25 protein-coding genes are annotated in these 25,328 nt (G+C 72.0%); 19 read left to right on the top strand and 6 right to left on the bottom strand.

Annotated features, from left to right (window positions below; genetic code table 11):
* Positions 1 to 588: 588 nt before the first annotated feature.
* The gene (locus tag AB0J02_RS08055; protein WP_363192739.1) at positions 589 to 1,440 is read right to left on the bottom strand and encodes an AraC family transcriptional regulator; all 852 of its coding nucleotides are present in this window, start codon (positions 1,438 to 1,440) and stop codon (positions 589 to 591) included.
* On the opposite strand from AB0J02_RS08055, the gene AB0J02_RS08050 reads away from it, so the two are divergent.
* Both AB0J02_RS08050 and AB0J02_RS08045 read left to right on the top strand, forming a co-directional pair.
* Positions 1,439 to 1,942, top strand: coding sequence for a DUF2000 domain-containing protein (locus AB0J02_RS08050; RefSeq protein WP_363192738.1), 504 nt, complete (start codon positions 1,439 to 1,441; stop codon positions 1,940 to 1,942). The two genes, AB0J02_RS08055 and AB0J02_RS08050, sit on opposite strands and share 2 nt — an antisense overlap.
* A gap of 85 nt (positions 1,943 to 2,027) precedes the next feature.
* Entirely contained in the window at positions 2,028 to 3,263 is a 1,236-nt protein-coding gene (locus AB0J02_RS08045) for an MFS transporter (protein WP_363192737.1), read from the top strand.
* A gap of 82 nt (positions 3,264 to 3,345) precedes the next feature.
* Here AB0J02_RS08045 and AB0J02_RS08040 read toward each other — a convergent pair whose 3' ends face one another.
* Positions 3,346 to 4,263 (bottom strand): MurR/RpiR family transcriptional regulator, encoded by a 918-nt coding sequence (locus AB0J02_RS08040; RefSeq protein ID WP_363192736.1) that lies wholly within the window; start codon positions 4,261 to 4,263, stop codon positions 3,346 to 3,348.
* A gap of 135 nt (positions 4,264 to 4,398) precedes the next feature.
* Between AB0J02_RS08040 and AB0J02_RS08035 the strand changes: the two genes are divergently transcribed.
* Genes AB0J02_RS08035 through AB0J02_RS08010 form a run of 6 tightly spaced genes read left to right on the top strand, consistent with a single transcriptional unit; the run spans position 4,399 to position 10,915 of the window.
* Positions 4,399 to 5,553, top strand: a complete 1,155-nt coding sequence (locus AB0J02_RS08035; protein WP_363192735.1) for a C45 family peptidase — start codon at positions 4,399 to 4,401, stop codon at positions 5,551 to 5,553.
* Complete coding sequence (locus AB0J02_RS08030; RefSeq protein ID WP_363192734.1) at positions 5,550 to 7,220, top strand: ABC transporter substrate-binding protein; 1,671 nt, start codon at positions 5,550 to 5,552, stop codon at positions 7,218 to 7,220. The genes AB0J02_RS08035 and AB0J02_RS08030 overlap by 4 nt, the downstream gene beginning before the upstream one ends.
* A gap of 53 nt (positions 7,221 to 7,273) precedes the next feature.
* Positions 7,274 to 8,218, top strand: coding sequence for an ABC transporter permease (locus tag AB0J02_RS08025; RefSeq protein WP_363193032.1), 945 nt, complete (start codon positions 7,274 to 7,276; stop codon positions 8,216 to 8,218).
* Positions 8,215 to 9,057 carry an ABC transporter permease gene (locus tag AB0J02_RS08020; RefSeq protein WP_363192733.1) on the top strand — a complete coding sequence of 281 codons (843 nt, stop codon included), beginning with the start codon at positions 8,215 to 8,217 and terminating at the stop codon, positions 9,055 to 9,057. The genes AB0J02_RS08025 and AB0J02_RS08020 overlap by 4 nt, the downstream gene beginning before the upstream one ends.
* 2 nt (positions 9,058 to 9,059) lie before the next feature.
* Entirely contained in the window at positions 9,060 to 10,094 is a 1,035-nt protein-coding gene (locus tag AB0J02_RS08015; RefSeq protein WP_363192732.1) for an ABC transporter ATP-binding protein, read from the top strand.
* The gene (locus tag AB0J02_RS08010; protein ID WP_363192731.1) at positions 10,091 to 10,915 is read left to right on the top strand and encodes an ATP-binding cassette domain-containing protein; all 825 of its coding nucleotides are present in this window, start codon (positions 10,091 to 10,093) and stop codon (positions 10,913 to 10,915) included. Before AB0J02_RS08015 ends, AB0J02_RS08010 begins: the two co-directional genes overlap by 4 nt.
* A 131-nt stretch (positions 10,916 to 11,046) precedes the next feature.
* Here AB0J02_RS08010 and AB0J02_RS08005 read toward each other — a convergent pair whose 3' ends face one another.
* Positions 11,047 to 11,250: a cold-shock protein gene (locus tag AB0J02_RS08005; protein ID WP_003948780.1), complete on the bottom strand. Its 204-nt coding sequence runs from the start codon at positions 11,248 to 11,250 to the stop codon at positions 11,047 to 11,049.
* Between the two features lie 269 nt (positions 11,251 to 11,519).
* Between AB0J02_RS08005 and AB0J02_RS08000 the strand changes: the two genes are divergently transcribed.
* The 6 genes from AB0J02_RS08000 to AB0J02_RS07975 all read left to right on the top strand — a co-directional run bounded on the left by AB0J02_RS08000 (position 11,520) and on the right by AB0J02_RS07975 (position 17,282).
* Positions 11,520 to 12,413, top strand: a complete 894-nt coding sequence (locus AB0J02_RS08000; protein WP_363192730.1) for a menaquinone biosynthesis protein — start codon at positions 11,520 to 11,522, stop codon at positions 12,411 to 12,413.
* Positions 12,414 to 12,592: 179 nt separating this feature from the next.
* Positions 12,593 to 14,239 carry a serine/threonine-protein kinase gene (locus tag AB0J02_RS07995; RefSeq protein WP_363192729.1) on the top strand — a complete coding sequence of 549 codons (1,647 nt, stop codon included), beginning with the start codon at positions 12,593 to 12,595 and terminating at the stop codon, positions 14,237 to 14,239.
* 11 nt (positions 14,240 to 14,250) lie between these two features.
* The gene (locus tag AB0J02_RS07990; RefSeq protein ID WP_363193031.1) at positions 14,251 to 14,724 is read left to right on the top strand and encodes a hypothetical protein; all 474 of its coding nucleotides are present in this window, start codon (positions 14,251 to 14,253) and stop codon (positions 14,722 to 14,724) included.
* 1 nt (position 14,725) lies between these two features.
* Complete coding sequence (locus tag AB0J02_RS07985) at positions 14,726 to 15,418, top strand: A24 family peptidase (protein ID WP_363192728.1); 693 nt, start codon at positions 14,726 to 14,728, stop codon at positions 15,416 to 15,418.
* Between the two features lie 58 nt (positions 15,419 to 15,476).
* Positions 15,477 to 16,676, top strand: a complete 1,200-nt coding sequence (gene mqnC / locus AB0J02_RS07980; protein WP_363192727.1) for a cyclic dehypoxanthinyl futalosine synthase — start codon at positions 15,477 to 15,479, stop codon at positions 16,674 to 16,676.
* Between the two features lie 15 nt (positions 16,677 to 16,691).
* Entirely contained in the window at positions 16,692 to 17,282 is a 591-nt protein-coding gene (locus AB0J02_RS07975) for a hypothetical protein (protein ID WP_363192726.1), read from the top strand.
* 8 nt (positions 17,283 to 17,290) lie between these two features.
* Here the strand turns inward: AB0J02_RS07975 and AB0J02_RS07970 are convergent, their stop codons facing one another.
* The gene (locus tag AB0J02_RS07970; RefSeq protein WP_363192725.1) at positions 17,291 to 17,596 is read right to left on the bottom strand and encodes a hypothetical protein; all 306 of its coding nucleotides are present in this window, start codon (positions 17,594 to 17,596) and stop codon (positions 17,291 to 17,293) included.
* A 91-nt stretch (positions 17,597 to 17,687) separates the two neighbouring features.
* Between AB0J02_RS07970 and AB0J02_RS07965 the strand changes: the two genes are divergently transcribed.
* Together AB0J02_RS07965 and AB0J02_RS07960 are read left to right on the top strand one after the other, a co-directional pair.
* On the top strand, positions 17,688 to 18,377 hold the full coding sequence (locus AB0J02_RS07965) for a demethylmenaquinone methyltransferase (RefSeq protein ID WP_363192724.1): 690 nt from the start codon (positions 17,688 to 17,690) through the stop codon (positions 18,375 to 18,377).
* Positions 18,378 to 18,502: 125 nt separating this feature from the next.
* The gene (locus AB0J02_RS07960; protein WP_363192723.1) at positions 18,503 to 20,806 is read left to right on the top strand and encodes a zinc-ribbon domain-containing protein; all 2,304 of its coding nucleotides are present in this window, start codon (positions 18,503 to 18,505) and stop codon (positions 20,804 to 20,806) included.
* Here the strand turns inward: AB0J02_RS07960 and AB0J02_RS07955 are convergent.
* Both AB0J02_RS07955 and AB0J02_RS07950 read right to left on the bottom strand, forming a co-directional pair.
* Complete coding sequence (locus AB0J02_RS07955; protein ID WP_363192722.1) at positions 20,790 to 21,134, bottom strand: PASTA domain-containing protein; 345 nt, start codon at positions 21,132 to 21,134, stop codon at positions 20,790 to 20,792. The two genes, AB0J02_RS07960 and AB0J02_RS07955, sit on opposite strands and share 17 nt — an antisense overlap.
* Before the next feature lie 113 nt (positions 21,135 to 21,247).
* On the bottom strand, positions 21,248 to 21,751 hold the full coding sequence (locus AB0J02_RS07950; protein ID WP_363192721.1) for a GNAT family N-acetyltransferase: 504 nt from the start codon (positions 21,749 to 21,751) through the stop codon (positions 21,248 to 21,250).
* A 97-nt stretch (positions 21,752 to 21,848) separates the two neighbouring features.
* Between AB0J02_RS07950 and AB0J02_RS07945 the strand changes: the two genes are divergently transcribed.
* The 3 genes from AB0J02_RS07945 to AB0J02_RS07935 all read left to right on the top strand — a co-directional run bounded on the left by AB0J02_RS07945 (position 21,849) and on the right by AB0J02_RS07935 (position 25,301).
* Positions 21,849 to 23,141 carry a geranylgeranyl reductase family protein gene (locus AB0J02_RS07945; RefSeq protein ID WP_363192720.1) on the top strand — a complete coding sequence of 431 codons (1,293 nt, stop codon included), beginning with the start codon at positions 21,849 to 21,851 and terminating at the stop codon, positions 23,139 to 23,141.
* 48 nt (positions 23,142 to 23,189) lie between these two features.
* Positions 23,190 to 23,516 carry a putative quinol monooxygenase gene (locus AB0J02_RS07940; protein ID WP_363192719.1) on the top strand — a complete coding sequence of 109 codons (327 nt, stop codon included), beginning with the start codon at positions 23,190 to 23,192 and terminating at the stop codon, positions 23,514 to 23,516.
* Positions 23,517 to 23,645: 129 nt separating this feature from the next.
* Positions 23,646 to 25,301, top strand: coding sequence for a hypothetical protein (locus tag AB0J02_RS07935; RefSeq protein ID WP_363192718.1), 1,656 nt, complete (start codon positions 23,646 to 23,648; stop codon positions 25,299 to 25,301).
* The last annotated feature ends 27 nt before the right edge of the window (positions 25,302 to 25,328 follow it).

Raw genomic sequence — 25,328 nt, 5'->3', positions numbered from 1 at the left:
CTCGCGGTCGCAATACGACGGCGCTGCACCCGAACCAGATGCCCCCCGCACTCGCGGTCGCAATACGACGGCGCTGCACCCGAACCGGACGCCCCCCGCACTCGCGGTCGCAATACGACGGCGCTGCACCCGAACCAGATGCCCCCCGCACTCGCGGCCGCAACACGACGGGAGGGGACGTGACAGGTCGTCCCGCAGGGCATCGCGGGAACTCCGCGCCGGATGACGCGCCTACGGCGTACAAGAGACGACGAGACCGATCCGGCCGAGGAGGTACCCCGTCACGGCCCCGCCCCACGCCGCAACAGGGCGGGCACGTGACAGGTCGTCCCGCAAGGCATCGCGGGAACGACGTGCCGGATGAGGCGCCTACGGCGTACAAGAGACGACGAGACCGATCCGGCCGAGGAGGTACCCCGTCACGGCCCCGCCCCACGACGCAACAGGGCGGGCACGTGACAGGTCGTCCCGCAAGGCATCGCGGGAACGACGTGCCGGATGAGGCGCCTACGGCGTACAAGAAGCGACGAGACCGATCCGGCCGAGGAGGTACCCCGGCACGGCCCCGGCGACAACCCGGTCAAACCCTCAGCGGCCGCGCGCGTACCGGCCCGGTGGTGTTCCGACCACCCTTTTGAAGTGCCGGGTCAGATGAGACTGGTCGTAGAAGCCGCATGCCGCCGCCACCTCCCCGGGAGCGCGCCCGTCGAGCAGCAGCCGCCGCGCCCGGTCCACCCGGCGCGCCATCAGGTACTGGTGCGGAGCGATCCCGTACGCCGCTCCGAACGAGCGCACCATATGCGCGGGGTGCGCGTGCACAAGGCCCGCGGCCTCGCTCAGCTCAACGCCTTCGACGACGCGCGCGTCGAGCAGCTCGCGCAGCGCAACCGCCACCCGCCGGTCGGGCCCGCGCCGCGACTCCTCGGCGAGGCGCGGCCGCAGCCGCTCCCGCAACCGTTCCCCGACGAGCGCGAGCCGAGCGGCCGCCTCCAGCTCGTCGCCGGGGCGCACGAGGCAGGAGTGCAGCCGGCTGATGCGATCGCGCAGCAGCGGATCGACCAGGTCGGGGCTGTCCACGGCGGCCCCGATGAACGAGGCGTCCAGCGGCCCACCGCCGGCGTCCAGGTACAGCACCCGCTTGCGAAAACCGTGCGGCGTCGCGGCGGAGCCGTTGTGGGGGACGTGCGGGGGCAGGAGGGAGACGGTGCCGAGCGGCGTGCCGTGCGCGTGCCGTTCCAGGTCGTAGCGGACGGCGCCCTCGTCGACGATGAGCAGTGTCCAGGTGTCGTGCACGTGCATCGGGTAGGAGTGGCGCGTGAAATGGGCATGAAAGACCTCCGTGACGCCCTTGACCTCGGGGCGCCACGCGCTGATCTCCTCGGACCGTCCGGCCTCTCCGACCTCTCCGGCCTCTCCGGTCCGTCCGCCACCGGCCACCATGCAAAAAACGTACAAGACGGGACCGCGTCCCGGTCGGCAGTCTCAAGGCATGAGCACAGAGACCCCCGCCGACAACGCCGCCGACCGCCCCGCCCGCTTCGACACCAAGATCGCCGTGCTGCTCCGGGACGACCTGGAGACCTGGCAGCGGCTCAACGTGACGGCGTTCCTGGTGAGCGGGCTCGGCACGCAGGTCCCCGAGGTGGTCGGGGAGCCGTACGCCGATGCCGACGACACCCCGTACCTGCCGATGTTCCGGCAGCCGGTGCTGGTCTTCGAGGGCGGCAAGGAGATGCTCACCAAGGCGCACGGACGGGCGCTGCAGCGGGTCCTGCCGCGAGCGGTGTTCACGTCGGACCTGTTCGCGACGGGCAACGACACGGACAACAGGGCTGCGGTACGCGCGGTCGCGGGCGCCGACCTGGACCTGGTGGGGATCGCGGTGTACGGGCCGCGCAACGCGGTGGACAAGGTCCTGAAGGGCGCACGAATGCACACCTGACGCTCGACGAGCGTACTGATTGGCCCACTGGAGAGTGCGCGGAGTTGCCTACTTCCACTGGGCCACTCCTGCCTACGTTGAGGGCATGCCGAACAGATCGCGCGTCCGGGCCCTCGCCGCCGCCCAACTCGCCAACTCCATTGGGGACGGCGCCTATTACGTGACGTCGGCGCTCTATTTCACCCGCGTGGTCGGCCTCTCGGCAACCCAGATCGGCCTCGCGCTCACGGTGGCGTGGGCGGTCGGGGCCGTCGCGGGCGTACCGCTGGGCGCGCTGGCGGACCGGCGGGGCCCCCGCGGCGCCTCCGCGCTGCTGGCCCTGGCCACCGCGGCGGCGGTGCTGTCCTTCCTGGTGATCCGGTCCTTTCCGGCGTTCCTGCTCGCGGCAGTGGCGTACGCCGTCGCGCAGTGCGGCCTCGCGGCGGCGCGGCAGGCGCTGCTCGCGGGGCTGGTCGAGCCCCGGTCGCGCACCCGGGTCCTCGCCCGCCTCCAGTCGACTCTCAACGCGGGACTGGCCGTAGGGGCGGCCATCGGAGGCCTGGCCCTGCAGCACGACACGTCCGCCGGATATCTCGCGGTGTTCGCGCTGGACGGCGCCGGGTTCGTCGCCTGCGCGCTGGTCCTGGCCCGCCTGCCCGCCGTGACCCCCGCGCCGGCGAGGGCGGCGAAGGAGCCGCGCCTGGCGGTGCTGCGCGACCGTCCGTACGCCGCGGTGACGCTGCTCAACGCCGTACTCCTGCTGCGCATGCCGTTGCTCTCGCTCGCGGTGCCGCTGTGGATCGTGCGGCACACGGACGCGCCGAGCTGGCTGGTGTCGGCGCTGTTCGTGCTCAACACTCTCGGGGTGATGGCGTTCCAGGTGCGGGTGGCGCGGGGTGTCGGAGCCGGGGGCGCGGCCGAGGGGGTGCGCTCAGCGGCCCGCACGGTGCGCCGCTCCGGCGTCGTGATGCTGGCCTCGTGCGCGGTGTTCGCCGCGTCGGCGGCGGGGGGTCTGGGCCCCTGGGGCGCGGCGGCGGTCCTCGTCCTCGCCTCGATGCTCCAACTGGTGGGGGAGATGCAGCAGTCGGCCGGTTCGTGGCACTTGGCGTTCGCCCTGGCCCCGGCCGCGCAGGTGGGTCAGTACCAGGGCTTCTTCGGGACGGGCGTACCGCTCGCCCGCACGCTCGGCCCGCTCGTCCTGACGGCGCTCCTGGTGGCGTGGGGCGTGCCGGGGTGGCTGGTGCTCGGGGCGGTGTTCCTGGCGGCGGGTGCGGCGATGGGCCCGGCGACACGCTGGGCGCACCGCCGCACCCGAACGGTCGAGACGGCCGAGGCGCACTGACCCCGACGCTCCACGTCCGCCGAGGCGCACTGACCCGGGCGCCCCACGTCCGCCGATGCCCACAGCACTCGGCGCCGGCGCCTCACTTCCGCCGAGGCCGCAGCAACTGCTCGCGCAAGGCGGTGAGTTGATGCGAGGTGGCCACCGCCGACGCTTCGTCGAGTGTGGCCATGGCCAGCAGCAGCGCGTCCACCACCACGAGCGCGGTCAGCGCTTCTGTGGTGATCCCGGTCGGGGTGTGCGGCGCCGTGAGGACCACGTCGACCCGGGGTCCGTACCGTTCCGCCAGCTCGTCGGTGACCAGGATGACGCGGGCGCCCACCGCGCGGGCCCGGTCGATCAGTACGCCCAGCTCGACCAGTTCACGGCCGGGCTGGAAGATCGCGACGGCGTCGCCCTGGCGCAGCGCGAGGAGGTGGTCGGCAAGGGCGAACCCGGTCGCGCCGACGTACCGGCCCCGGCGCCCGATCCGGCCGAGCGCCAACGCGAGGTGCCGCGCGGCCAGTTCGGAGGCGCCGGCTCCGTAGCAGTGGATCTCACCGGCCTGGGCGAGGATGCCCACGGCCTCCCGCAGGGCGTCGCCGGCGGTCAGCCGCCGGGCGTGCTCGATGCGTTCCTGGGCCTCGTCGAAGACCTCGCCCCAGATGTCGTCCAGGTCCCGGCCGACGTGCGCGATCCGCTGCTGGAGCCGGACCTCCGGGGCCACCGCGGCCGTCAGATCGGACGCCAACTCCCTTTTGAGCGCGGGCAGTCCGGCGTATCCGAGGCGCTGCAGCGTGCGCACGGCACTGGCGTTGCTGGTCCCGCTCGCCGCGCCCAGTTCCTGCGCGGAGGCGAACAGCAGCGATTCGGTCGGCGCGCTCACCAGGTACTGCGCCACGGCCCGCTCGGAGGTGGACAGCTCCTCCCAGCGCTCGCGCACGGCGGCCCGCAGCCGGGTGACACCTGCTCCGGCATCCGCTCCGCCGCCGTCGACGGCGGCCCCCTCGGTAATTTCCATTACAGCTATTGACTCTCGTGTGATGGCGGTTACTCTCCTGGGCAACGCATTCCAAACGGAGAGCATCTCGTAATCGACGTTACAGGACGACGTCGCGGGACGGTTGCGGCGATCTCTCCGCCCGCGAGGAGAACAATGGCACCCCGGACCCTTCCGGTCATCGACATCAGCGGCGCTCCCCTCGACCGCGGCCGTCAGTACGGCGAGGCCGTGCGGCCCCGACTGCACGCCGCCATCGGCTATTACGAGGAGGCCTTCGGCCAGTCGGCCGGGCTCACCTGGGACCGGGTCACCGCCCGCGCGGCGCGCTGGCTGGAGCCGGTGCGGGCATACGCCCCCGAACTGCTCGACGAGATGCGGGGCATCGCCGACGGCGCGGGCGTCGACGTCCTGGACGTCCTCGCCCTGAACGCCCGCGGAGAGGTGATCTACGACCGCTCGTTCAAAGACATGGCGGCGAGGGAGGAGCCCGAGGAGCCCGCCGAGGGCTGCACCTCCTTCGCCGCGTTCGGCGAGGCGAGCGGCGACGGCCACGTCTGGGCCGGTCAGAACTGGGACTGGCGCGCGGGCGTGGCCGACACGGTCGTCATGATCCGCGTCGTGCAGCCGCCCAAGCCCACCGTGATCATGCAGGTGGAGGCGGGCCAGGTCGGCCGGCAGGGCGCCAACTCGGCGGGCATCGCACTCAACGCCAACGGTCTCGGCGGCCGCTTCAGCGACGCGATCGGCCTGCCGCAGACGGTCGTACGGCGCAGCGTCCTGGACACGCACACGGTCACCGACGCCCTGGACGTGTTGTGCCGCACCCGCGCCCACATCGCGAGCAACGCGCTGCTGACCTGCCGCGAAGGGTTCGCGGTCGACCTGGAGACGACCCCGGCGGGCATCGGCTGGATGTACCCCACCGACGGCCTCCTCGTGCACGGCAACCACTACCAGGCGGGCGTCCCCGCGGCCCTCGCCGCGGACTACCGCCCCATGTCCTCCGACTCCCTCGTCCGCGTCCCGCGCGCCGAGGCGGGCCTGGCGGCTCTCCGCAATTCCACCGGCGCCGACGAGTCCCGCAAGCTGATCAAGCAGGCCATGTCGGACCACCTCGGCCTGCCCGAGTCCCTGTGCACGCACCCCGACGTCCGCGACCCCGAGGTCAGGCACTGGATGACGCTCGTCTCCTCCTGCGTGGACCTGACGACCGGCGACTACCACGTCACGGCGGGCACCCCCTGCGACCGCGACTACCAGCACCTGCCCTGGAACCTCTACGACGGCCCGTACGGAGACGCCGGATGACGACGCCCCCGACCACGAACCCCGCCCGGCGCGCACCAGCGGCCCTCGCCGCCCTCACCACGGTCACCCTTCTCGCGGCCACGGCCTGCGCGGGCGCCGACCGCCCCGCCGGGAGCGGCGCCCCCGCCGACGCCGCGAAGCTGCACCTGGACGCGACGACGCCGAAGGCCGACGCGCCTCTCACCTCGGCGAAGTGGCTCCTGGAGGACGAGCCCGACTCCCTCGACCTGGACACCCAGGGCTCCAGCGCGGGCCGCGTCGTCCTCACCAACGTCTGCGAGCGGCTCTACCAGCTCCAGCCGGACATGACGACGAAGCCGTTCCTCGCCGAGAGGACGACCACGTCCGCCGACGGAAAGACGCTCCGGCTCACGATCCGCGACGGCGTCACCTTCCACGACGGTACGAAGATGACGGCCGACGACGTCCTGTGGTCGCTGAAGCGGCACGCGTCGAAGGACATGGAGCAGTCGGACGAGTTCGGCAACGTGGCCTCCATGACGAAGACGGGCCGCGCCACCGTCACCGTACGGTTCAAGGCGCCCGACGCCCTGTTCCTCAAGGCGCTCGCCGGGGACGCGGGCATCGTCTGGAACAAGGCCCAAGTGCGGGCGTCGGGCGCTGAGTTCGGCACGCCGGGTCAGCCGGACGCCTGCTCGGGCCCGTACGAGCTGGCGAACTGGAAGTCCGGCGACTCGATCACGATCCGCGCCTACGAGAACTACTGGGGTGAGCGGCCCCTGACCCGTGAGGTGGTCTTCCGCTGGGCCTCGGACAGCGCGCTGGTCAACGCGCTGAAGACGGGCGCGGCGGACGGCGCCTACGCCGAGTCCCCGAACACGGCCGCCGCCCTGCGCCCGGACAAGGACCTCAAGCAGTACTACGGCCCGTCCACCGCCTCCCTCGTCCTCATCCCCACCGACCGGGGCGGCCTCGACGACCCGGAGATCCGCCGCGCCCTGTCCCTCTCGCTCGACCGCAAGGGCATCGCTGACTCCGGTTACGGCGGCCTCGTGCAGCCCTGGGCGTCCCCGGTAGGCTCCGGCGCCTGGGGGTACGAGAAGAGCGAATTCGCCGCGGCGCAAGAGAAGTTGACGGACCTGGCGCCCGCGTCGCCCAGCTCCGCCGACATCGCCAAGGCCAAGAAACTGGTCGAGAGGGCCGGCGCCCCCACCGCCCCTGTCGTCATCGGCACCGACGCCAGCCAGGGCCGCACCGTCATCGCCAACGCGACCCGTGCCGCCCTCCAGAGCATCGGCATCCGCGCCGAGATCAAGACGGTGCCCACGGCCCAGTTCGAGGAGTTCTACAGCGATCCGACGGCCCGCGCCGACATCGACGTGCTCGTGGGCGACTGGTACATCTCCAAGGCCGACCCGATGGGCTTCTACGACAACGGGCTGTCCGACTCCTCCAACAACTGGGTCGGGTTCAAGGACGCCACGTACGACAAGCGGGTCGGGCAGGCCCTCGCCACCCTCGACGACGCCGAGCGGGCCGCGCTCGCCGTCGACGTACAGCGCAGGTTCGTCGAGTCGGCGGTCTGGATCCCCCTCGCGCAGGTCCCCACCATCCTCGTCCTGAACAAGAAGCTGACCGGCCCCACCGCCTCCCAGGCCTACCTCTACTACCCGTGGGCCGCTCAACTCGGCGCAAAGAAGGGCTAGTCGACCTCATGTCCATCGCCCTCCCCTCCTTCCCCTCCTTCTTCCCCTCCTTCATGGGACGCCTCGCGCGCCGCGTCGCCGGTCTGGTGGCCACGCTCTTCGCCGCGTCGTTCGTCATCTTCGCGGCCGTGTACGCGGCCCCCGGCGACCCCGCCGTCTTCCTCGCGGGCGGCCGGGACAAGCTCACCCCCGAACGCCTCGCGCAGATCCGCGCCGAGTACCACCTCGACGAACCGCTCGTCGTCCAGTACGGCCGCTGGCTGTGGGACACCGTCCACCTCGACCTGGGCCGCTCGTTCAGATACAGCGACCAGGTGGCGGACCTGATCGCCTCCCGGCTGCCCACCACCCTCGAACTGGTCGCGTTCGCCACGGTGTTGTACGTCGTCCTCGGCGTCGGCGCCGGAATCCTGGCGGCCGTGAAGCGCTCGACGTGGGTCGACTCGGCGGTGGTCGGCGGCACGACACTCGCCGCCTCGGTCCCGTCCTTCGTCGCCGCCATCGCGCTCGTCTCCCTCTTCGGCGTGCGGCTCGGCTGGTTCCCGGTGACCGGCGCGGGCGAAGGCCTCACCGGCACGCTGCACCACCTGACCCTCCCCGCCCTCTCCCTGGCCCTCGGCGCCCTGGCGATCATCAGCCGCGTCACCCGCCAGGCCATGGCGGACGCCGCCGCCTCCGACCACGTCGAGGCGGCCCGCGCCTCCGGCGTCCCCGAACGCGACATCGTCCGCCGCCACGTCCTGCGCAACGCGCTGGGCCCCATCGTCACCATGTGCGGCCTCGTCATGGCGGGCATGCTCGCCGGCACGGTCGTCGTGGAGACCGCGTTCGGCATCAGCGGCATCGGCTCCCTGCTGGTGAACGCGATCAACACCCACGACTTCCCGGTGGCGCAGGCGGTCCTGCTGCTCATGGTCACGGGCTACGTCGTCGTGACCACGGCCGTCGACCTGGTGCACCCGCTGCTCGACCCGCGAGTGAAGGAGGCCCGCGCATGACGGCGACCCTCGCCCTGCCCCCGGCGACCCGCTCCCGGCGCCCCCTGGGCGTCACCGTCGCGGCCGCGCTGCTCGGCCTGGTCGTGCTCGCGGCCGTGCTCGCCCCGCTCCTCGCGCCCTACGCCCCCGATGCCATCGACCTCTCCGCCTCCCTCGTCGGCACCGGCGGCGACCACCTCCTCGGCACCGACTCCTCGGGCCAGGACCTGCTCTCACGCGTCCTGTACGGGGCCCGCTCCAGCCTCGTCGCCCCGGTCGCCCTGCTCGCGGTGGCCGCCGCGCTCGGCGTCACGCTCGGGGTGCTCGCGGCCTGGCGCGGCGGCTGGGCCGACGCCCTGGTCTCACGGCTCACCGACGTGATGTACGCGTTCCCGGGCCTGCTGTTCACCGTCCTGATCATCGCGGTGTTCGGCGCGGGCATGACCACGTCCGTCCTCGCCCTCGGCCTCGCCTTCACCCCGACGATCGCCAAGTACACCCGCTCCCTCGCCCTGTCCGAGGCCCGCAAGCCGTACGTCGATGCCTACCGCGTCCAGGGCATGGGCGGCGCCCGCATCTGCGCGCTGCACCTGGTCCCCAACCTGGGCCGCGCCGTCCTCGGCTACCTCGTGGTCCTCTTCGGCGAGGCCCTGATGTCCCTCGCGACCCTCTCCTACCTCGGCTTCGGCGCCCAACCACCGTCGTCCGACTGGGGATTGATGGTCCAGGAGGGCCAGGCCGCGGTGGTCCAGGGCGCGCTGCTCCCCGCCCTCGTACCCGGCACGGCCATCGCCCTGGTCGTCGTCGCCTTCAACGTCGTCGGGGTCTGGGCCGCCGACCGCCTCGGAAAGCAGGACTGACGATGACGACGAAACCCACGCGGACTCCAGAGCCGACGCCTCTGCTCTCGGTCGACGACCTCACCGTCCGGGTCCCCGGCACGGCCCGCCCGCTGCTCGACTCCGTCTCCCTGCGCGTCGCCGAGGGCGAAGTCGTCGCCCTGGTGGGGGAGTCGGGCTCGGGCAAGTCGACCACCGCCAAGGCGGCCCTCGCCCTGCTCCCGGCGAACGCCACGACCGGCGGGTCCGTCCGGGTGGCCGGCGCGGACGTCCTGACCCTGCGCGGCGAGGAACTGCGTACCCACCGCGCCTTGACCGTCGCGATGATCCACCAGGACCCGCGCGCCGCCCTCAACCCGGTGCGCCGCATCGGCGACTTCCTCACCGAACGCGGCGCGACGAAGGAGGGGGCGGCCGATCTCCTGGCGGCCGTCGGCCTCTCCGAACCCGCCCGCCGACTGCGCCAGCGCCCCCACGAACTCTCCGGCGGCATGCTCCAACGCGTCGTCATCGCGGGCGCGTTGGCCGCCCGGCCCCGCCTCCTCCTCGCCGACGAGGCGACCAGTGCCCTCGACGTGACGACCCAGGCGGAGATCCTCACCCTGCTGCGCGAGGCCCGCGCGACCCAGGGCGCGGGCCTCCTCTTCATCACCCACGACCTGCACCTGGCGGCGGCGTACTGCGACCGCGTGTACGTCATGTACGCGGGCCGCGTCGTCGAACACCGCACGGCCCGCGCCCTGTTCACGGCCCCGGCCCACCCCTACACCCGCGGCCTGCTCTCCTGCTCCCCGACCCTGGGCGACACCCGCGCCCTCCACCCGATCCCCGGGCGCCCGCCGTCCCTGTCGGACGCCTTCGAGGGCTGCCCGTTCGTGAGCCGATGCACGGAGGCGGAGGACGAGTGCCGCACGTGGACACCGACGGCTGACGGCCTGGACGACGGAGGGGAGGTCAGTTGCCGACTCGCCTCGGGCAGTCCGCCGCCGGGGGCGGCAGGGTGGGCAAGGCGGACCCTGGCGCCGAGCAACGACAAAGAAGGGGCCAGCCCCAAGTGACCACGACCAGCGCCCTCCTGGAAGCAACAGACCTCCGCAAGACCTACCCGCTCCCGAACGGCGGCAGCCACCTCGCGGCGGACGGCATCACCTTCACCCTGCCCCCCGGCGGAGCCCTCGGCATCGTCGGCGAATCCGGCTCGGGCAAGACCACCGTGGCCCGCATGCTCGTCGGCCTGGTCCGCCCCGACCACGGCACGATCACCGTCGACGGCGCCCCGCGCCCCGCGAAGGCCCCGCGCGGCAGAACGGCCCGGCTCGCCCGGGCCCGCCAGATCCAGATGGTGTTCCAGGACCCGTATGTCTCCCTGGACCCACGGCTCACCGCCGAACAGTGCCTGCGCTCGGCCCTCCAACTGCACGGCCGCGACACGTCCCTGGCCACCGGCCTGCTCGACCAGGTCGGCCTGGGCACACGCGAGGCGGGCGCCCGCCCCCGTCACCTGTCCGGCGGCCAGCGCCAGCGCCTGGCCATCGCCCGCGCCCTCGCCGTCGACCCGCGCGTCCTGGTCCTGGACGAGGCGGTCGCCGCCCTGGACGTCTCCATCCAGGCCCAGATCCTGCGGCTGCTCGACGACATCCGGCGCGAGACCGGGGTCGCGCTCGTCTTCGTCAGCCACGACCTGGCCGTCGTCCAGCACGTCACGGACGAGGTCCTGGTGATGCGGCGCGGCAGAACCGTGGAACAGGGACTGACCCGGCAGGTCCTGAGCGAACCCGCCGATCCGTACACGCGGCTGCTGCTCGCCTCGGTGCCGGGCGAGGGCTGGGACCCGGCGGACGCGGTCGCGGCCCGGGCGGCCCTCACGCAAGGCGCGTAGGGGAGAACGCGCAGCGGAAAAGGCAGGAGCCCCGTCTCACCCCGCCGACAAGCGGCGGAGGAGCGGGGCTCCTTGGGTACTGCGCTAGGTTCCGGATCAGATCACGACACCAGCCGTGGGATCGCGAAGGGTTAGGCGGGGGTGACGTTCTCCGCCTGCGGGCCCTTCGGGCCCTGCGTGACGTCGAACGTCACGGCCTGGTTCTCCTCAAGGGAACGGAAGCCGTTCGCGTTGATCGCGGAGTAGTGGACGAAGACGTCCGGGCCGCCGCCTTCCTGGGCAATGAAGCCAAAGCCCTTTTCAGCGTTGAACCACTTCACGGTTCCGGTAGCCATAAGCCCTCCTATGGGCCAAAGGGTCGCCCTGCTCCAGAACCTGCAAATGCACTTGCGAACAATGCAAAAGTCTGAAAACGACGAGAGCCTGCGGTTACATGCTCCGCAGGCTCTGTACTGCAAGGGAAACCAAACTGCAACTTGCGGCGAGCTTAGCACGCAGGGAGTGGAAAGCAATAGGGGGCAAGATCACGTCACCCGGAGGTTTGACGGAGGCCCGAAGAGGGTTGACCGGTGCCGCACGTGACCCGGAGCATGCACCGTATCGCATGGGGTCTAGCCTCGCCGATGTGGACAATTCTCCCGAGACTCCTCAGACCGCGCGGCGCACCCGGCCGCGCGTCGGCCACATCCAGTTCCTGAACTGCATGCCCCTGTACTGGGGCCTCGCCAGGACCGGATCGCTCCTCGACTTCGAGCTCACGAAGGACACCCCGGAGAAGCTCAGCGAGCAGCTGGTGCAGGGCGGTCTGGACATCGGTCCGATCACCCTCGTCGAGTTCCTGAAGGCCGCCGACCAGCTGGTCGCCTTCCCCGATCTGGCCGTCGGCTGCGACGGCCCCGTGATGTCCTGCGTGATCGTGTCGCAGGTGCCCCTCGACCAGCTCGACGGGCGGCGCGTGGCCCTCGGCTCCACGTCGCGTACGTCGGTCAGGCTGGCGCAGTTGCTGCTCGCCGAGCGGGTCGGCGTACAGCCCGAGTACTACACGTGCCCGCCGGATCTGGGCCTGATGATGCAGGACGCGGAGGCGGCCGTCCTGATCGGGGACGCGGCACTGCGGGCCAATCTGCACGACGCTCCGCGGCTCGGGCTCCAGGTGCACGATCTGGGCGCCATGTGGAAGGAGTGGACGGGGCTGCCGTTCGTCTTCGCCGTGTGGGCCGCGCGCAAGGAGTACGCCGCGCGCGAGCCGGCCATCACGCGCCAGGTGCACGAGGCGTTCCTGGCGTCGCGGGACGTGTCCCTCGACGAGGTCACCAAGGTCGCCGAGCAGGCGGCCCGCTGGGAGGCCTTCGACGAGGCCGTTCTGGAGGAGTACTTCACGACCCTCGACTTCCGGTTCGGTACGGCGCAGCTGGAAGGCGTCACGGAGTTTGCGCGACGGGTCGGTCCGACCACCGGATTTCCCGCGGACGTGGCGGTCGAACTCCTCGGACCGTGATCCCTTTGTCGGGCTCGCACTGAATTCGGCCGGCTACGTCATGGAATTCCTATGAACGGCGTTGCCGAATTCAGTGGGCCCGGTATGAAATCACGGTGAACGCACGGTATTCGTGCCGCGGGACTACCCTGCTGGGGCATGCGCGCGTAGTGGGGCAGAGGCCGGGGGAGGTTCACGGGATGCAGCCGCTTCAGGCCGACGAACCGACGACGGTGGGTCCTTACCGCATCCTCGGCAGGCTCGGGCACGGCGGCATGGGCCGGGTGTATCTGGGCCGCAGCGCGGGCGGGCGGACCGTCGCCGTGAAGGTGGTGCATCCGCACTTCGCGCTCGACGAGGAGTTCCGGGAGCGGTTCCGGCGCGAGGTCGACGCGGCGCGGCGGGTCGGCGGGGCGTGGACCGCGCCGGTGCTCGACGCGGACCCGGGGGCGCGGGTGCCATGGGTCGCGACGGGGTACGTCGCGGGCCCCTCGCTCGCTCAGGCGGCCGGTGGCGGCAGGGCGCTGCCCGAGCATTCCGTACGGGTCCTGGGCGCCGGTCTCGCGGAAGCGCTGGCGGCCGTGCACGGGCTCGGGCTCGTGCACCGGGACGTGAAGCCCTCCAATGTGCTGCTGACCGTGGACGGGCCGCGCCTCATCGACTTCGGCATCGCCCGCGCCACCGACGGCACGGCCTCCCTCACCTCCACCGGCGTCTCCATCGGCTCGCCCGGCTACATGGCCCCGGAGCAGATCCTCGGCAAGGGCGTCACGGGCGCGGCGGACGTCTTCTCGCTCGGGGCGGTCCTGGTGTACGCGGCGAAGGGACAGTCCCCGTTCCCCGGCGACTCGTCGGCCGCCCTGCTATACAAGGTCGTCCACGAGGAGCCCGAACTCGGCCCGCTGGCAGGTGAGTTGCGGGACGTCGCGGCGGCCTGCCTGGCCAAGGACGCGGCCGCGCGGCCCGCGCCGGAGGAGGTCGCGCGGCGCCTCGCGCCCGAGGGGGCGGCCCGGCTCGTCGCGGCGGGCTGGCTGCCCGGCGCCCTGGTGGAGCAGGTGTCGCGCAGCGCCGTGCAGCTCCTGGACCTGGACGGCGAACCGGCGGCGGCCCCGGTCTCGGGCCCGGTCGGTTTCATCAGCCCCTCGGTGACCGGGAGTTCGGGCGGACCGGGTGTCTTCGGACCGCCGGACCCGGCGTACGCGGCGGTGCCGGTGCCGCGCGTCGAGGCGTCGCCTCAGGAACCACGGGACGCCGGGGGCACCGCACCGGGCCGGTTCTCCGTCTCGGTGTCGGCGACCTCGTCACCCACGTCCGGCAACGGCCGGGGCCGCAGGCTGAGTTGCTCGGTGGCGCTCGCGGTGGCCGGCGCGCTGGCACTGGTCACGGTCGGCGGGGTGTTCGTGGCGAGCATGCTGCCGGACGACAACTCCGGGAATCAGGGCGCCGGGGCGGACAGCGCGGCACCCTCGGCGTCGGCGCGGCCGACGGGGGCGACGGCCGTGCCCGCGTTCTACCTCGGCGCGTGGGACGGCGCGGCCGTCCAGGCGGGCATCCCCTTCGGCACGTTCCGCGTCGATCTGAGGCAGGCCGCCGTCGGCGAGCGGCTCGGCAAGGTGACCTCGACCGACCCGCTGGGCATCCAGTGCGTCGACGTACTGACGCTGAAGTCCGCCGACGACAAGGAACTCGTGGCCGGGGGCGAGGCCGCGCCGGACAACCCGGGGACCTGCGCCAAGGGCGCCCACACCGTGCGCCTCACCCGCGACGGCTCCTCCTTGGCGTACACCTCGAAGTATCCGCAGGCGGGCGATCCCACGGCGGATCTCGACCGCGTCCCGAAGGGCTGACCGGCGTGACCATGGAGCTCGTACTGCTGCCGCACGTCGGGGCCGGGCCGTTCCGGCTCGGCATGACGGTCGACGAGGCCCGCGCGGCCGCCCGTGGCCTCGGGCGGATCGCCGGGCAGGAGGCCGACGCTCCGCGGCCCGGCCAACTCGTGGTCGTCCACGACGGGTTCGGCCTCGATCACACCCTCGGCTTCCGTTCGGGACGGCTCGTACAGGTGGAGGTGTGGCGGTTCCGCGACGAGGACGCGGACGTGCGCGTCACCCTCGACGGGACCGACGTCTTCCGCACCCGGCACAAGAAGCTCCGAAAGCGGCTGGGCGACCTCGGGCACACCGTCGAGACCGAGTACCGCGACATGCCCTGCGACGCCCTGCCGGAACTGAACGTGATCCTCGCCAACGAGAGCTCCTTCGAGTACCCCACGGACTGGCGGGGCCACCCCCTCCACTACGACTACGTCCTCCTCGCCGACCGGATCGCCTGACGTGCTGAGCCTCCTCGCCGCCCTGTGGGGCGCCGCCCTCGGACTGCTGCTGCCGCGCCCCGCCTACCGCCTCTCCGTGGAGCCGGAGGAGCCGTGGCGCGCCGAGAATCCCGCGGGGGAGCCGATCCGCGGCTGGCTCGGCACCGCGCGCTACGGGCCGAGCACCCCGGTCCTCTCGTTCTGCACCGCCCTCGCCTGCGCCCTGCTCGCCGCGGCCACCGGTACCCGGCCCGAACTCGGCGCCTGGCTGCTGCTCGCGCCGCTGTGCGTGCTGCTGGCCACGGTCGACTTCGCCGTGCACCGGCTGCCGGACGTGCTGACCATGTCGCTGGCCGCCCTCGCGCTGCTCGCCCTCGGCGCCGCCGCCGCGCTGCCCGAACCCGGCGGCTCCTGGCGTGGCGCGCTGCTCGGCGCCGCGGGGCTCGGCGGCGGATACCTGCTCCTGCTCCTCATCTATCCGAAGGGCATGGGCGGCGGGGACGTGAAACTGGCGCTCGGCCTTGGGGCGGCCCTCGGCTGGTACGGGTGGGGCGTGCTGTTCATCGGGGCGTTCGCGGGGGTGCTGTTCAACTCCCTGTACGCCGGGGTCCTGGTCGTGGCCCGGCGCGCGGGCCGCAAGACGGAGATCCCCTTCGGCCCCTTCATGATCATGGGGGCCTACGTGGGGGTTCTGCTGGGTGCACTGGCTGCCTGACGTACGCTGAGACGGTCCGTCCTGACCCTGTTCAGAACCTCCGAAAGGGGCACGCCCGGTGACCGAGAAGGCCGCGCTTCAGTCCGTCCTCGACCGTGCCGCCGCCGGTGGGCGGATCACCCCCGAAGAGGCCGTCGACCTCTACCGCGACGCCCCGCTGCACGCGCTCGGCGCGGCCGCGGACACGATCCGCCGCCGCAAATACGCGGGGATCGAGCACATCGCGACGTACATCATCGAGCGGAACATCAACTACACGAACGTGTGCGTCACGGCGTGCAAGTTCTGTGCCTTCTACGCCGCTCCCAAGGACACCAAGAAGGGCTGGTCCCGGGAGCTCGACGACATCCTGCGCCGCTGCGCGGAGACGGTCGAGCTGGGCGGCACGCAGATCATGTTCCAGGGCGGGCACCACCCGGACTACGGCGTCGAGTACTACGAAGAGCACTTCGCGGCCATCAAGAAGGCCTTCCCGCAGCTCGTCATCCACAGCCTGGGCGCTTCGGAGATCGAGCACATGGCGCGGATCTCGAAGGTGTCGGCCGAGGAAGCGATCCAGCGCATCCACGCCGCCGGCCTCGACTCCTTCGCCGGCGCCGGTGCCGAGCTGCTGCCCGCGCGCCCCCGCAAGGCCATCGCCCCGCTGAAGGAGTCCGGCGAGCGCTGGCTGGAGATCATGGAGGCCGCCCACAACCTGGGCGTCGAATCCACCTCCACCATGCTCATGGGCACCGGCGAGACGAACGCCGAGCGCATCGAGCACCTGCGCATGATCCGCGACGTACAGGACCGGACGGGCGGCTTCCGGGCCTTCATCCCGTACACGTACCAGCCGGAGAACAACCACCTCAAGGGCCGTACGCAGGCGACGCTCTTCGAGTACCTGCGGATGATCGCGATCGCCCGGATCTTCCTCGACAACGTCCAGCACATCCAGGGCTCCTGGCTGACCACGGGCAAGGAGGTCGGCCAGCTCTCCCTGCACTACGGCGCCGACGACCTCGGCTCGATCATGCTGGAGGAGAACGTCGTCTCCTCGGCCGGTGCCAAGCACCGCTCCAACCGCATGGAGATCATCGAGCTGATCCGCAAGGCGGGCCGCGTCCCGGCGCAGCGCGCCACCACGTACGAGCACCTCGTCGTGCACGACGACCCGGCGAACGACCCGGTCGACGAGCGGGTCATGTCCCACATCTCGTCCACCGCGATCGACGGCGGCACCGCGCACCCCGAGCTCAAGCTCGTCGCCACCAATTAGGGCCTGCGTACTTACGTGCTGACACTTCACGCCACCGCCGAGACCTCCGTCCTGGTGGACGGGGCGCAGATCAAGGCGGTCGGCCCGTACGAGGAGCTGGCCGCCGCCGAGCCGGGCGCCCGGGTCCGGCGCTGGCCCGGCATCCTCACCCCCGGCCTGCTCAACCCGTACGGTCCGGAGATCCTGGAGCACACGTACCACCCCGATCCGCGCGAGGCCGACACGTACGGCACCGTGCCGATCGGCGGCGAGCGGGCGCGGGCGATCTTCCGGGCGAACCCGGCCGCGCTCGGCGCCAGCGCCCGGCGCGGGGTGCAGCGGCTGTTCGCGCACGGCACGGTGGCCCTGGCCGGAGAACTGCGGGCCAAGCCGGTCCTTGAGGTGGTGCAGCGCTCCGGGCTCGTCTTCGCCGGGCGTCCCGACCGGCTGCCCGGGCCTGTCTCCCTGTCGCCGAAGCCGCTGGTGCTGCTGCCGGGACTCGCCGTGGGCGGCCCGGCGCGGTTCGCGGTGTTCGACGTGGAGGACCGCGCGGAGCTGGTGCGGCGCGGGGCGTCCACCTGTGTGGCGACCGTGATCGGCGGGCGGCTGGTGTACCGGGGGCGTTGAGCCGCCGGTCAGCGGGTGGTGACGACCACGCAGTTGTCGGCGGCCGCCGTGTCGGTGACCACGAGGACGTCGGTGAACTGAATCGTCACCGGCGCCCAGTCCCGCGGGGTGTACGCCGGCGGAGCCGGTGGCGGTGACGGGCACGCCCCCGGCAGCGTGATCGGCGTCGGGGACGGCGGCGCGTGACCCGCCGGCTGCGGTCCGCTTGTCGGCGCGATGCCGCCCTCCAGCGCCCGGGTCGCCACCCAGCCGCCCGCCACCAGGACCAGCCAGGCTCCTGCCACCCAGGCCCGCACCTGTCTCCGCGTCGTCAACTCGCCCACCCCCATGATCGGTTCGACCGACCCGCATCCTAGACAGGTCCCGGTCGCCCGGTGGCGCGGGCCTTACTGCCACAATGGCCGGGTGACCCGTGCATCCCTGGACAAGCAGCCCCACGAAGTCGCCTCCATGTTCGACGACGTGGCGGAGAAGTACGACCTCACCAACGACGTGCTGTCCCTGGGACAGGCGCGGCTGTGGCGCAAGGAGGTCGCCAAGGCGGTCGACGCGCGCCCGGCGCAGAAGATCCTCGACCTGGCCGCCGGGACCGCCACGTCCTCGCAGCCGTTCGTGCGGGCCGGCGCGTTCGTCGTGCCCTGCGACTTCTCGCTCGGGATGCTCCGGGTCGGCAAGCAGCGCCACCCGTGGATGCCGTTCACCGCGGGCGACGGCATGAAGCTGCCGTTCAAGGACGACTCGTTCGACGCGGTGACCATCTCCTTCGGGCTGCGCAACATTCAGGACACCGACGAGGCGCTGCGCGAGCTGTACCGCGTGACCAAGCCGGGCGGCCGCGTCGTCATCTGCGAGTTCAGCCACCCGACGTGGACCCCGTTCCGCACCGTCTACACCGAGTACCTGATGCGGGCCCTGCCGCCGGTCGCGCGCGCCGTCTCCTCGAACCCGGACGCGTACGTCTACCTCGCCGAGTCGATCCGCACCTGGCCGACCCAGCCCGAGCTGGCCGCCCGGCTGCAGGGCGCGGGCTGGGGCGAGGTGGCCTGGCGGGACCTGACCGGCGGCATCGTCGCATTGCACCGCGGTATCAAGTAAGTCCCGTTCTGTGTAATGCAGTTGACGGGAACCACGCCGCGGGAAAGATGTGTCCGTTGATTACGTGGTGACGCCCGGTGACGGTGCGTCACCCGGTCGTCCCCGGATCATCACGGAGCACCCCGATGGCGTCGTTCTGCCCGCACTGTGGAGCCGAGGCTCCTGAAGAGGCCCGCTTCTGCATGAGATGCGGCCGGGAACGGTCCCCGGCCACGCCACCTCCGCCACCCGGCGTCCCGCCCAGCGCTCCACCCGTCCCCGCCTACGCCCCGGGCCCAGCTCAGCCCTCGGCCGTCGGGCAGTTCCTCGGGCGCGCGCTGCGCGGCGACTGGGCCGGGGCGGCGCAGGCCGCGCTGTGGCCGGTCGGGCTGCTGCTGATCGCCGCGTTCGCCCTCGCGATCCCCTCGTACGGGCAGGGTTCCGACGACGTCGTCGTCGGCTTCGCGGACCGGATGCGCATCGCGCTGGCCGTCCTGCTCCAGGGCCTCGGCGGCAGCCTGGAGGTCTCCGGCGGCAGCTCCGGCGGATCGCTGTACGGCAGCGGCTACGACTCCGGCGCGTCCGGCAGCGCGTCGATCTCCGTGGTCCCGCTCCTGGTGACCGTCGTGTGGATCGTGGCCCTCGTCATCGGCGTACGGATGCTGCGCGCACGCCTGTACGCGCGGATCGTGCCGGGAGCACCGGACAGCGCGAGCGCGGGACTCGAAGCGGCCGTCCGCGTCGCCCTGCTGGTGACCGGCGCGACCCTGGTGCTCGCGCTGATCGGGCAGCCGGAGATCCAGGGTGTCTCGCTGTCCACGGCGCCGTTCCTGACCGCGCTGTGGACGCTGCTCCTCGCCCTCGCGGTCGCCGGGGGCGTGCTCCACGGCGACGACCTGAAGTACCGGGTCGCGGCCGCCCGGCCGGGCCTGCGGATGACGGTGCGGGCGTTCGGCACCGCCGTGCGCGCCACGGGATGGGTGCTGCTGATCGCCCTCGTCCTCGGCTGGATCGGACTCGCGATCTTCGGTGAGGACGGCGGCTCGAACCCGTCCGACCTCGCCGACTCCTCCGACGACGGCTCGACCGCGGCCGCGGTCGGCGCCGTCCTGATGCTGCTGCCCAACCTCGCCCTCGGCGTGCTCGGCCTGTGCTGGGGCGCGCCGCTGGAGATCGAGGGCCGCGGCTCGTCGTCGTTCGGCAGCGGCGGCTACGACAAGGAGTCGTTCGGCCTGTCCCGGCTCGGCGACGAGCTCGGCTCCGGCGCGCTGGTCTACGCCCTCGCCATCGGGGTGATCTGCGCCCTGGTCGTGGGCGTGCTGGCCGCCCGGCGCTCGCCCGACCGGCGGGAGCAACTCCTGTCCGCCGGGCTCTTCGTCGGCCTGTTCCTGCTGCTCGCCGGGGTCGGCGGCCTGGGCGCGGAGTTCACGGGGGACCTCGACTTCCTCGGCAGCGGTTCGGGCCGGATCGAGCTGGGCCTGAGCGTGCCGGACGCGCTGCTGTTCGGGCTGCTGTGGGTCGGCGGCGCCGCGTTCCTCGCGCCGTATCTGATGCAGATGGCGGGGGCCGGGACCGGGATCGTGCCGGCGCCGGTCCCGGCGATGCCGGGTCAGGCGCCGCTGCCCGCGATGCCGGGCCAGGCCCCGGCGGCGTACGCGTACCCGCCCCAGCAGGCCCAGGACCCGTACGACCCGGGGGCCGTCCACCTCGCCCCGGCGCCGCCGCAGGGCCCGCGGCCGAAGCGGCGTGTCGCCATCTGGGTCGGCACCATCGTCGGCGCGTTCGTCATCGGCGGCGGCGCCGCGGCCGGTGTCCTGCTGCTCCAGGACGACGGGCGCGACGGGAGTGCCGGCGACGGCAAGAGCGACACCAAGGGCAGCGGGCCGGTCGCGACCCGCACGCAGGAATCCGGGGACCCGACCGCCTCACCCGCCCCCACACCGACACCGACCGCGTCGGTGGACGCCGCCGCGCCCACCGGCATGCCCGAGGTCCCGGCCGGCTACCACCAGGTCTTCGACGAGAAGGGCTTCTCCTTCGTCATCCCCGACGTATGGGACCGCATCGGCATCGAGAACGACAGCCAGATCACCTACGCGGGCAGCACCGGCATGGAGAAGTACGTCGTCGGCGTCATCCCGAACGCGGACTACACGTCCCACGGCAACCTCCTCGCCATGGAGAAGCACCTCAAGGAGGACAAGAACAAGACGAACTACCGGCGCATCCTCCTGAACACGAACACCTTCCAGGGCGAGGACGGCGCCCTGTGGGAGTACACGTACGAGAACGAGGCCGGGCAGACCATCCACGGCATCGACCAGTCGTACATCGCCGCCGACGGCACCGAGTACACGATCTTCCTCACGGGCAAGGACGACATCTGGACCGATCTGGCGGGCACCTACCAGGTCGGCCTCGACTCCTGGCGGCTCACGGACACGGAGTGAACGGCTCGGCCGGTTCGCTCAGTTCACGGCGGATTCCCCCGCCCCGCGGGCCCGGCTCACGGGGCACGCGCACCCCCGCGCCGCCTCCGCCGCCGTCGTCCTCCCCGAGGTCGAACCAGATCGTGACCGCCGCGTCCCGGGGGACCTCGACGCCGGGCGGCGGATACTGCCGCACCACGTAGTCGACGGTCGTCAGCGGGAAGTCGGGCCGGTCGGGGGTGGCGAGCCGCACGCCATGGCCCTCGGCCGCGCCGCGCGCGTCGACCGCCATCAGGCCGACCAGTTTCGGCACCCGGACTTCCGGTGGCTTCGCGGGTGGAATCTGCACAGAGGTCACCCCCAGGAGGTACCGGAAGGGTAGCCCCGCGCAGCGCCGCGCGAAACGGCACGAACCGGCGCGGGCACCTCGACCACCTTTGCCCGCGCCCTGGTTGGCGGTGCCTACAGCTCCAGGCGGAAGCAGTGGCCCTGCCGCCCCGTCGGCGTCACGAACGTCTCCGTCCGCTCCATGCCGAGCCGCCGGGTCACCGCGATCGAGCGTTCGTTGAGCGCGTCGACCATCGCGACGACACTGCCGATGCCCGCGGCCCGCACCCGGTCGAGGGTGGCGAGCGCGGCGGCCGTGGCGTACCCCTTGCTCCAGTACGCGCGGCCGAGCCGCCAGCCGATCTCGATCTCGCCGGTCGGGCCCCACGCGCGGTCCCAGGGCTGGGCGCCCGTGAACCCGATGACCTGGCGGGACTCGTCGGTCATCGTCCACAGGCAGAACCCGCGCTCGGCGTCGTGCCGGCGCTGGCGTGCGGTCAGCTCCTCGTACACGGACAACTCGGCGGAGGCGCCCCCGTGGAACTCCATGACCTCCGCGTCGTCGAACACCCGGTGCCAGGCGAAGGCGTCCTCATGGGTGGGGACGCGCAGATCCACGGCGGGCAGGACTCGACTCATGGGCTGGCCCTTCGGCTGGGTGATCGGTACCGCTGAATAGACTGCCCATGTCCGTGCCGCACGGCACACTCTTTTCGAGCCTTGGGGAGAACCCGCAGTGACCGAACCCAAGACCCTCTCCGAGTACAGCGCAGACGTGATCGTCGTCGGAGCCGGTCCTGCCGGTTCGACGACCGCCTACTACCTTGCGAAGGCGGGGCTCGACGTCCTGCTCCTGGAGAAGACCGCGTTCCCGCGCGAGAAGGTCTGCGGTGACGGTCTGACGCCCCGCGCCACCAAGCAGCTCGTCTCCATGGGCATCGACATCTCCGAAGAGGCGGGCTGGCTGCGCAACAAGGGCCTGCGCATCATCGGCGGCGGCGTCCGCCTCCAGCTCGACTGGCCGGATCTCGCCAGCTACCCGGACTACGGCCTGGTCCGCAAGCGCGACGACTTCGACGAGCAGCTCGCACGTCAGGCGCAGAAGGCGGGCGCGCGGCTGTACGAGCGCTGCAACGTCGGGGCGCCGATCGTCGACGACCGCACCGGCCACATCACGGGCGTGCACGCCAAGCTCGGCGACGAGAAGACGGCGGTCACCTTCCACGCCCCGCTCGTGGTCGCGGCCGACGGCAACTCCACGCGGCTCTCCCTCGCCATGGGCCTGCACCGGCGCGAGGACCGGCCGATGGGCGTCGCGGTCCGTACGTACTTCACCTCGCCCCGCCACGACGACGACTACCTGGAGTCCTGGCTGGAGCTGTGGGACCGGCGCGGCCCCGGCGAGGACCGGCTGCTGCCCGGCTACGGCTGGATCTTCGGCATGGGCGACGGCACGTCCAACGTGGGCCTCGGCATCCTCAACTCCTCCAAGGCGTTCAAGGAGCTGGACTGGCGCGAGGTCCTCAAGGCCTGGTGCGCGTCGATGCCGGCGGACTGGGGGTACACCCCGGAGAACATGACGATGCCGATCCGCGGCGCCGCCCTGCCGATGGCCTTCAACCGCCAGCCGCACTACACCAAGGGCCTGCTCCTGGTCGGTGACGCGGGCGGCCTGGTCAACCCGTTCAACGGCGAGGGCATCGCGTACGCCATGGAGTCGGGGCAGATCGCCGCCGACGTCATCGTGCAGGCCCACGCCCGTGCCACCCCCGCCCAGCGCGAACTCGCCCTCCAGCGCTACCCGAAGGTTCTGAAGGACACCTACGGCGGCTATTACACGCTGGGCCGCGCCTTCGTGAAGGTGATCGGCAACCCGAAGATCATGAAGATCGCGACGCAGCGCGGGCTGACCCACCCGATCCTGATGAAGTTCACCCTGAAGATGCTCGCGAACCTGACGGACCCGACGGGCGGCGACGCCATGGACCGCATCATCAACGGGCTGAGCAAGGTGGCGCCGAAGGCGTGACGGGGCCCTGACTTGGCCGGGCCGGCCGGCTCGGGGGAGGGTGGAACCATGATTTTCATCGCTGTGAAGTTCACCGCCCGCCCCGAGCACGCCGACTCCTGGCTGGAGAAGACCGCCGCGTTCACCGCCGCGACCCGCGCCGAGGAGGGCAACCTCTTCTTCGACTGGTCCCGCAGCGTCGACGACCCGAACCAGTACGTCCTCCTGGAGGGCTTCCGGGACGGCGACGCGGGCGCGGCGCACGTCTCCTCCGACCACTTCAAGGACGGCCTCGCGGCCATGGCGCCGCTCATCGCCTCCACCCCCGAGATCATCAACGCCGACATCCCGAACGAGGGTTGGGGCGCGATGGGGGAGCTGGCCCCGCAGGGCTGAGCCCGACCTGTGATGTTCCTGTGACGCTTCCGTGGGCAACGATCAGCCCGCGCGCGGAGTCGGAGGGAGTGTGCCGTGGAACGGCACGCCCCTTTCGACTTCGACGAGAGAGCGTTGATGAGACGTCACATGCGCCGCTCCGCCTTCCGTGCGGCCTTCGGGCTCGCCGCGGCCGCGGCCCTGTCCGGCGGCGGGCTCGCGGCAGCCGCGCCCGCGCTCGCCGCCGACGCCCCGCTGACCGTGGCCATCACCGGCGAGAACCGGGTCGACCTGTCCCTGCAGGGAGACAACGGCGACGAGACCGAGCCCCAGGTCACCCTGCGGCTCGCGGCACCGGGCAGCGATGAGCCGGGCGACGACGGCGTGATACCCGTCGTCCATCACGGCGACTACAAGATCAAGATCGACGCCGGCGGGCTCAAGGGCGTCGCCGCCGTGAAACTGCCCTGCGCGGCGAGCGGCCTGACCGCCGAGTGCACGGGCGACGAGATCAACGCGGGCGAGGACTACAACCGGCTCGGCGGCATCCGCCTCGACATCGACAGCGAGAGCGCGGCGGGCGACTTCGGCTCCATCAAGGTCACCGGTGAGGGCGAGGGCGTCGACTTCACCCCGCTGACCATCGACGTCCTGGTGGGCGGCCCGGAGTTCCTCGGCCACAAGCTGACCGAGCCGAAGGGCTTCAAGGCCGGTGACACGTACGAGGCGCCGGTCGGCTTCCGCAACGCGGGCGGCATGGCGGCCGAGGGCGCGGTGCTGCGCTTCCACGGCTCGCGCGGACTGAGCTTCCCCGGCAGCCACGGCAACTGCGCGTACAAGGAGACCACCGACGGTCCGCTGCTGCGCCAGGGCACGGACGCGATCTGCACCTTCCCCGGCACCTACCAGGCGGGCACGGCCTACGCCCTCGCCGAGCCGCTGAAGGTGAAGACGGCCGACTTCGCGCTCTTCGACATCGTGAACTACGGCTTCTCCGCGGTCGCCCCGGCCAAGGCGAAGGCGCTCCTCGACGGTGACGGCTACACGCCCGGCACCGGCGCGCCCCTGACGCTGACGGAGGCTTCGGGCACCGCCCCGGCCGACTACACGCGCTACGCCGAGCTGGACCTGCCCAGCACCAACACCTACGACCTGGTCCTGACCGGCGCCTCCGCGAAGGGCGCGGTGGGCGACACCGTGAAGGCGGAGATCGGGTTCCGCAACGACGGGCCGGGCTGGCTCAGCGCGCAGCGCTCCGGCGGCGAGCCGATCGGCTTCACGGTCGAGGTGCCCGAGGGCGCGAAGGTCACCAAGGCGCCGGACCGTTGCAACTCCACCACGATCGAGGAGGGCGTGAAGGGCTACCTGTGCTGGGTGGACACCCCGCTCCTGGAGGACGCGAAGCTGACGTTCCCCTTCGAGCTGCGCATCGACAAGGTCGTGAAGAACGCCAAGGGCAAGGTCGCGCTGCCGGCCTGGGACAACCCGAGCGAGCCGGAGCAGTCCAACAACACCGCCTGGATCGTCCTCAACGGCACCGACGACGGGCAGTCCGCGGGCGGCTCGTCCGACGGCGGCCCCTCCGGGAGCCCGTCGCCGGGCGCGAGCGGCGATACGTCCGGTTCTTCCGGTACGTCTGGTAACTCCGGCTCGTCCGGCGGTGCTTCCGGTGAGCAGGGCTCCGGTTCGGGCGGCGGGCTCGCGCTGACCGGCGCCGGTGGCGTCCTGGTCATCGGCGGCATCGCTGTCGTCGTCCTGGGACTCGGCGCCGCGGTCGTCCTCGTCATGCGCCGCAGAGCCGCCTGACGCCACGCACACGACGCCCGAAGGCCG

Origin of the sequence: Streptomyces sp. NPDC050264, assembly GCF_040655895.1 — a bacterium.
Taxonomy (GTDB): domain Bacteria; phylum Actinomycetota; class Actinomycetes; order Streptomycetales; family Streptomycetaceae; genus Streptomyces.
The sequence above is the reverse complement of the archived record's forward strand: the minus strand, read 5'-3'. Positions and strand labels throughout refer to the sequence as shown.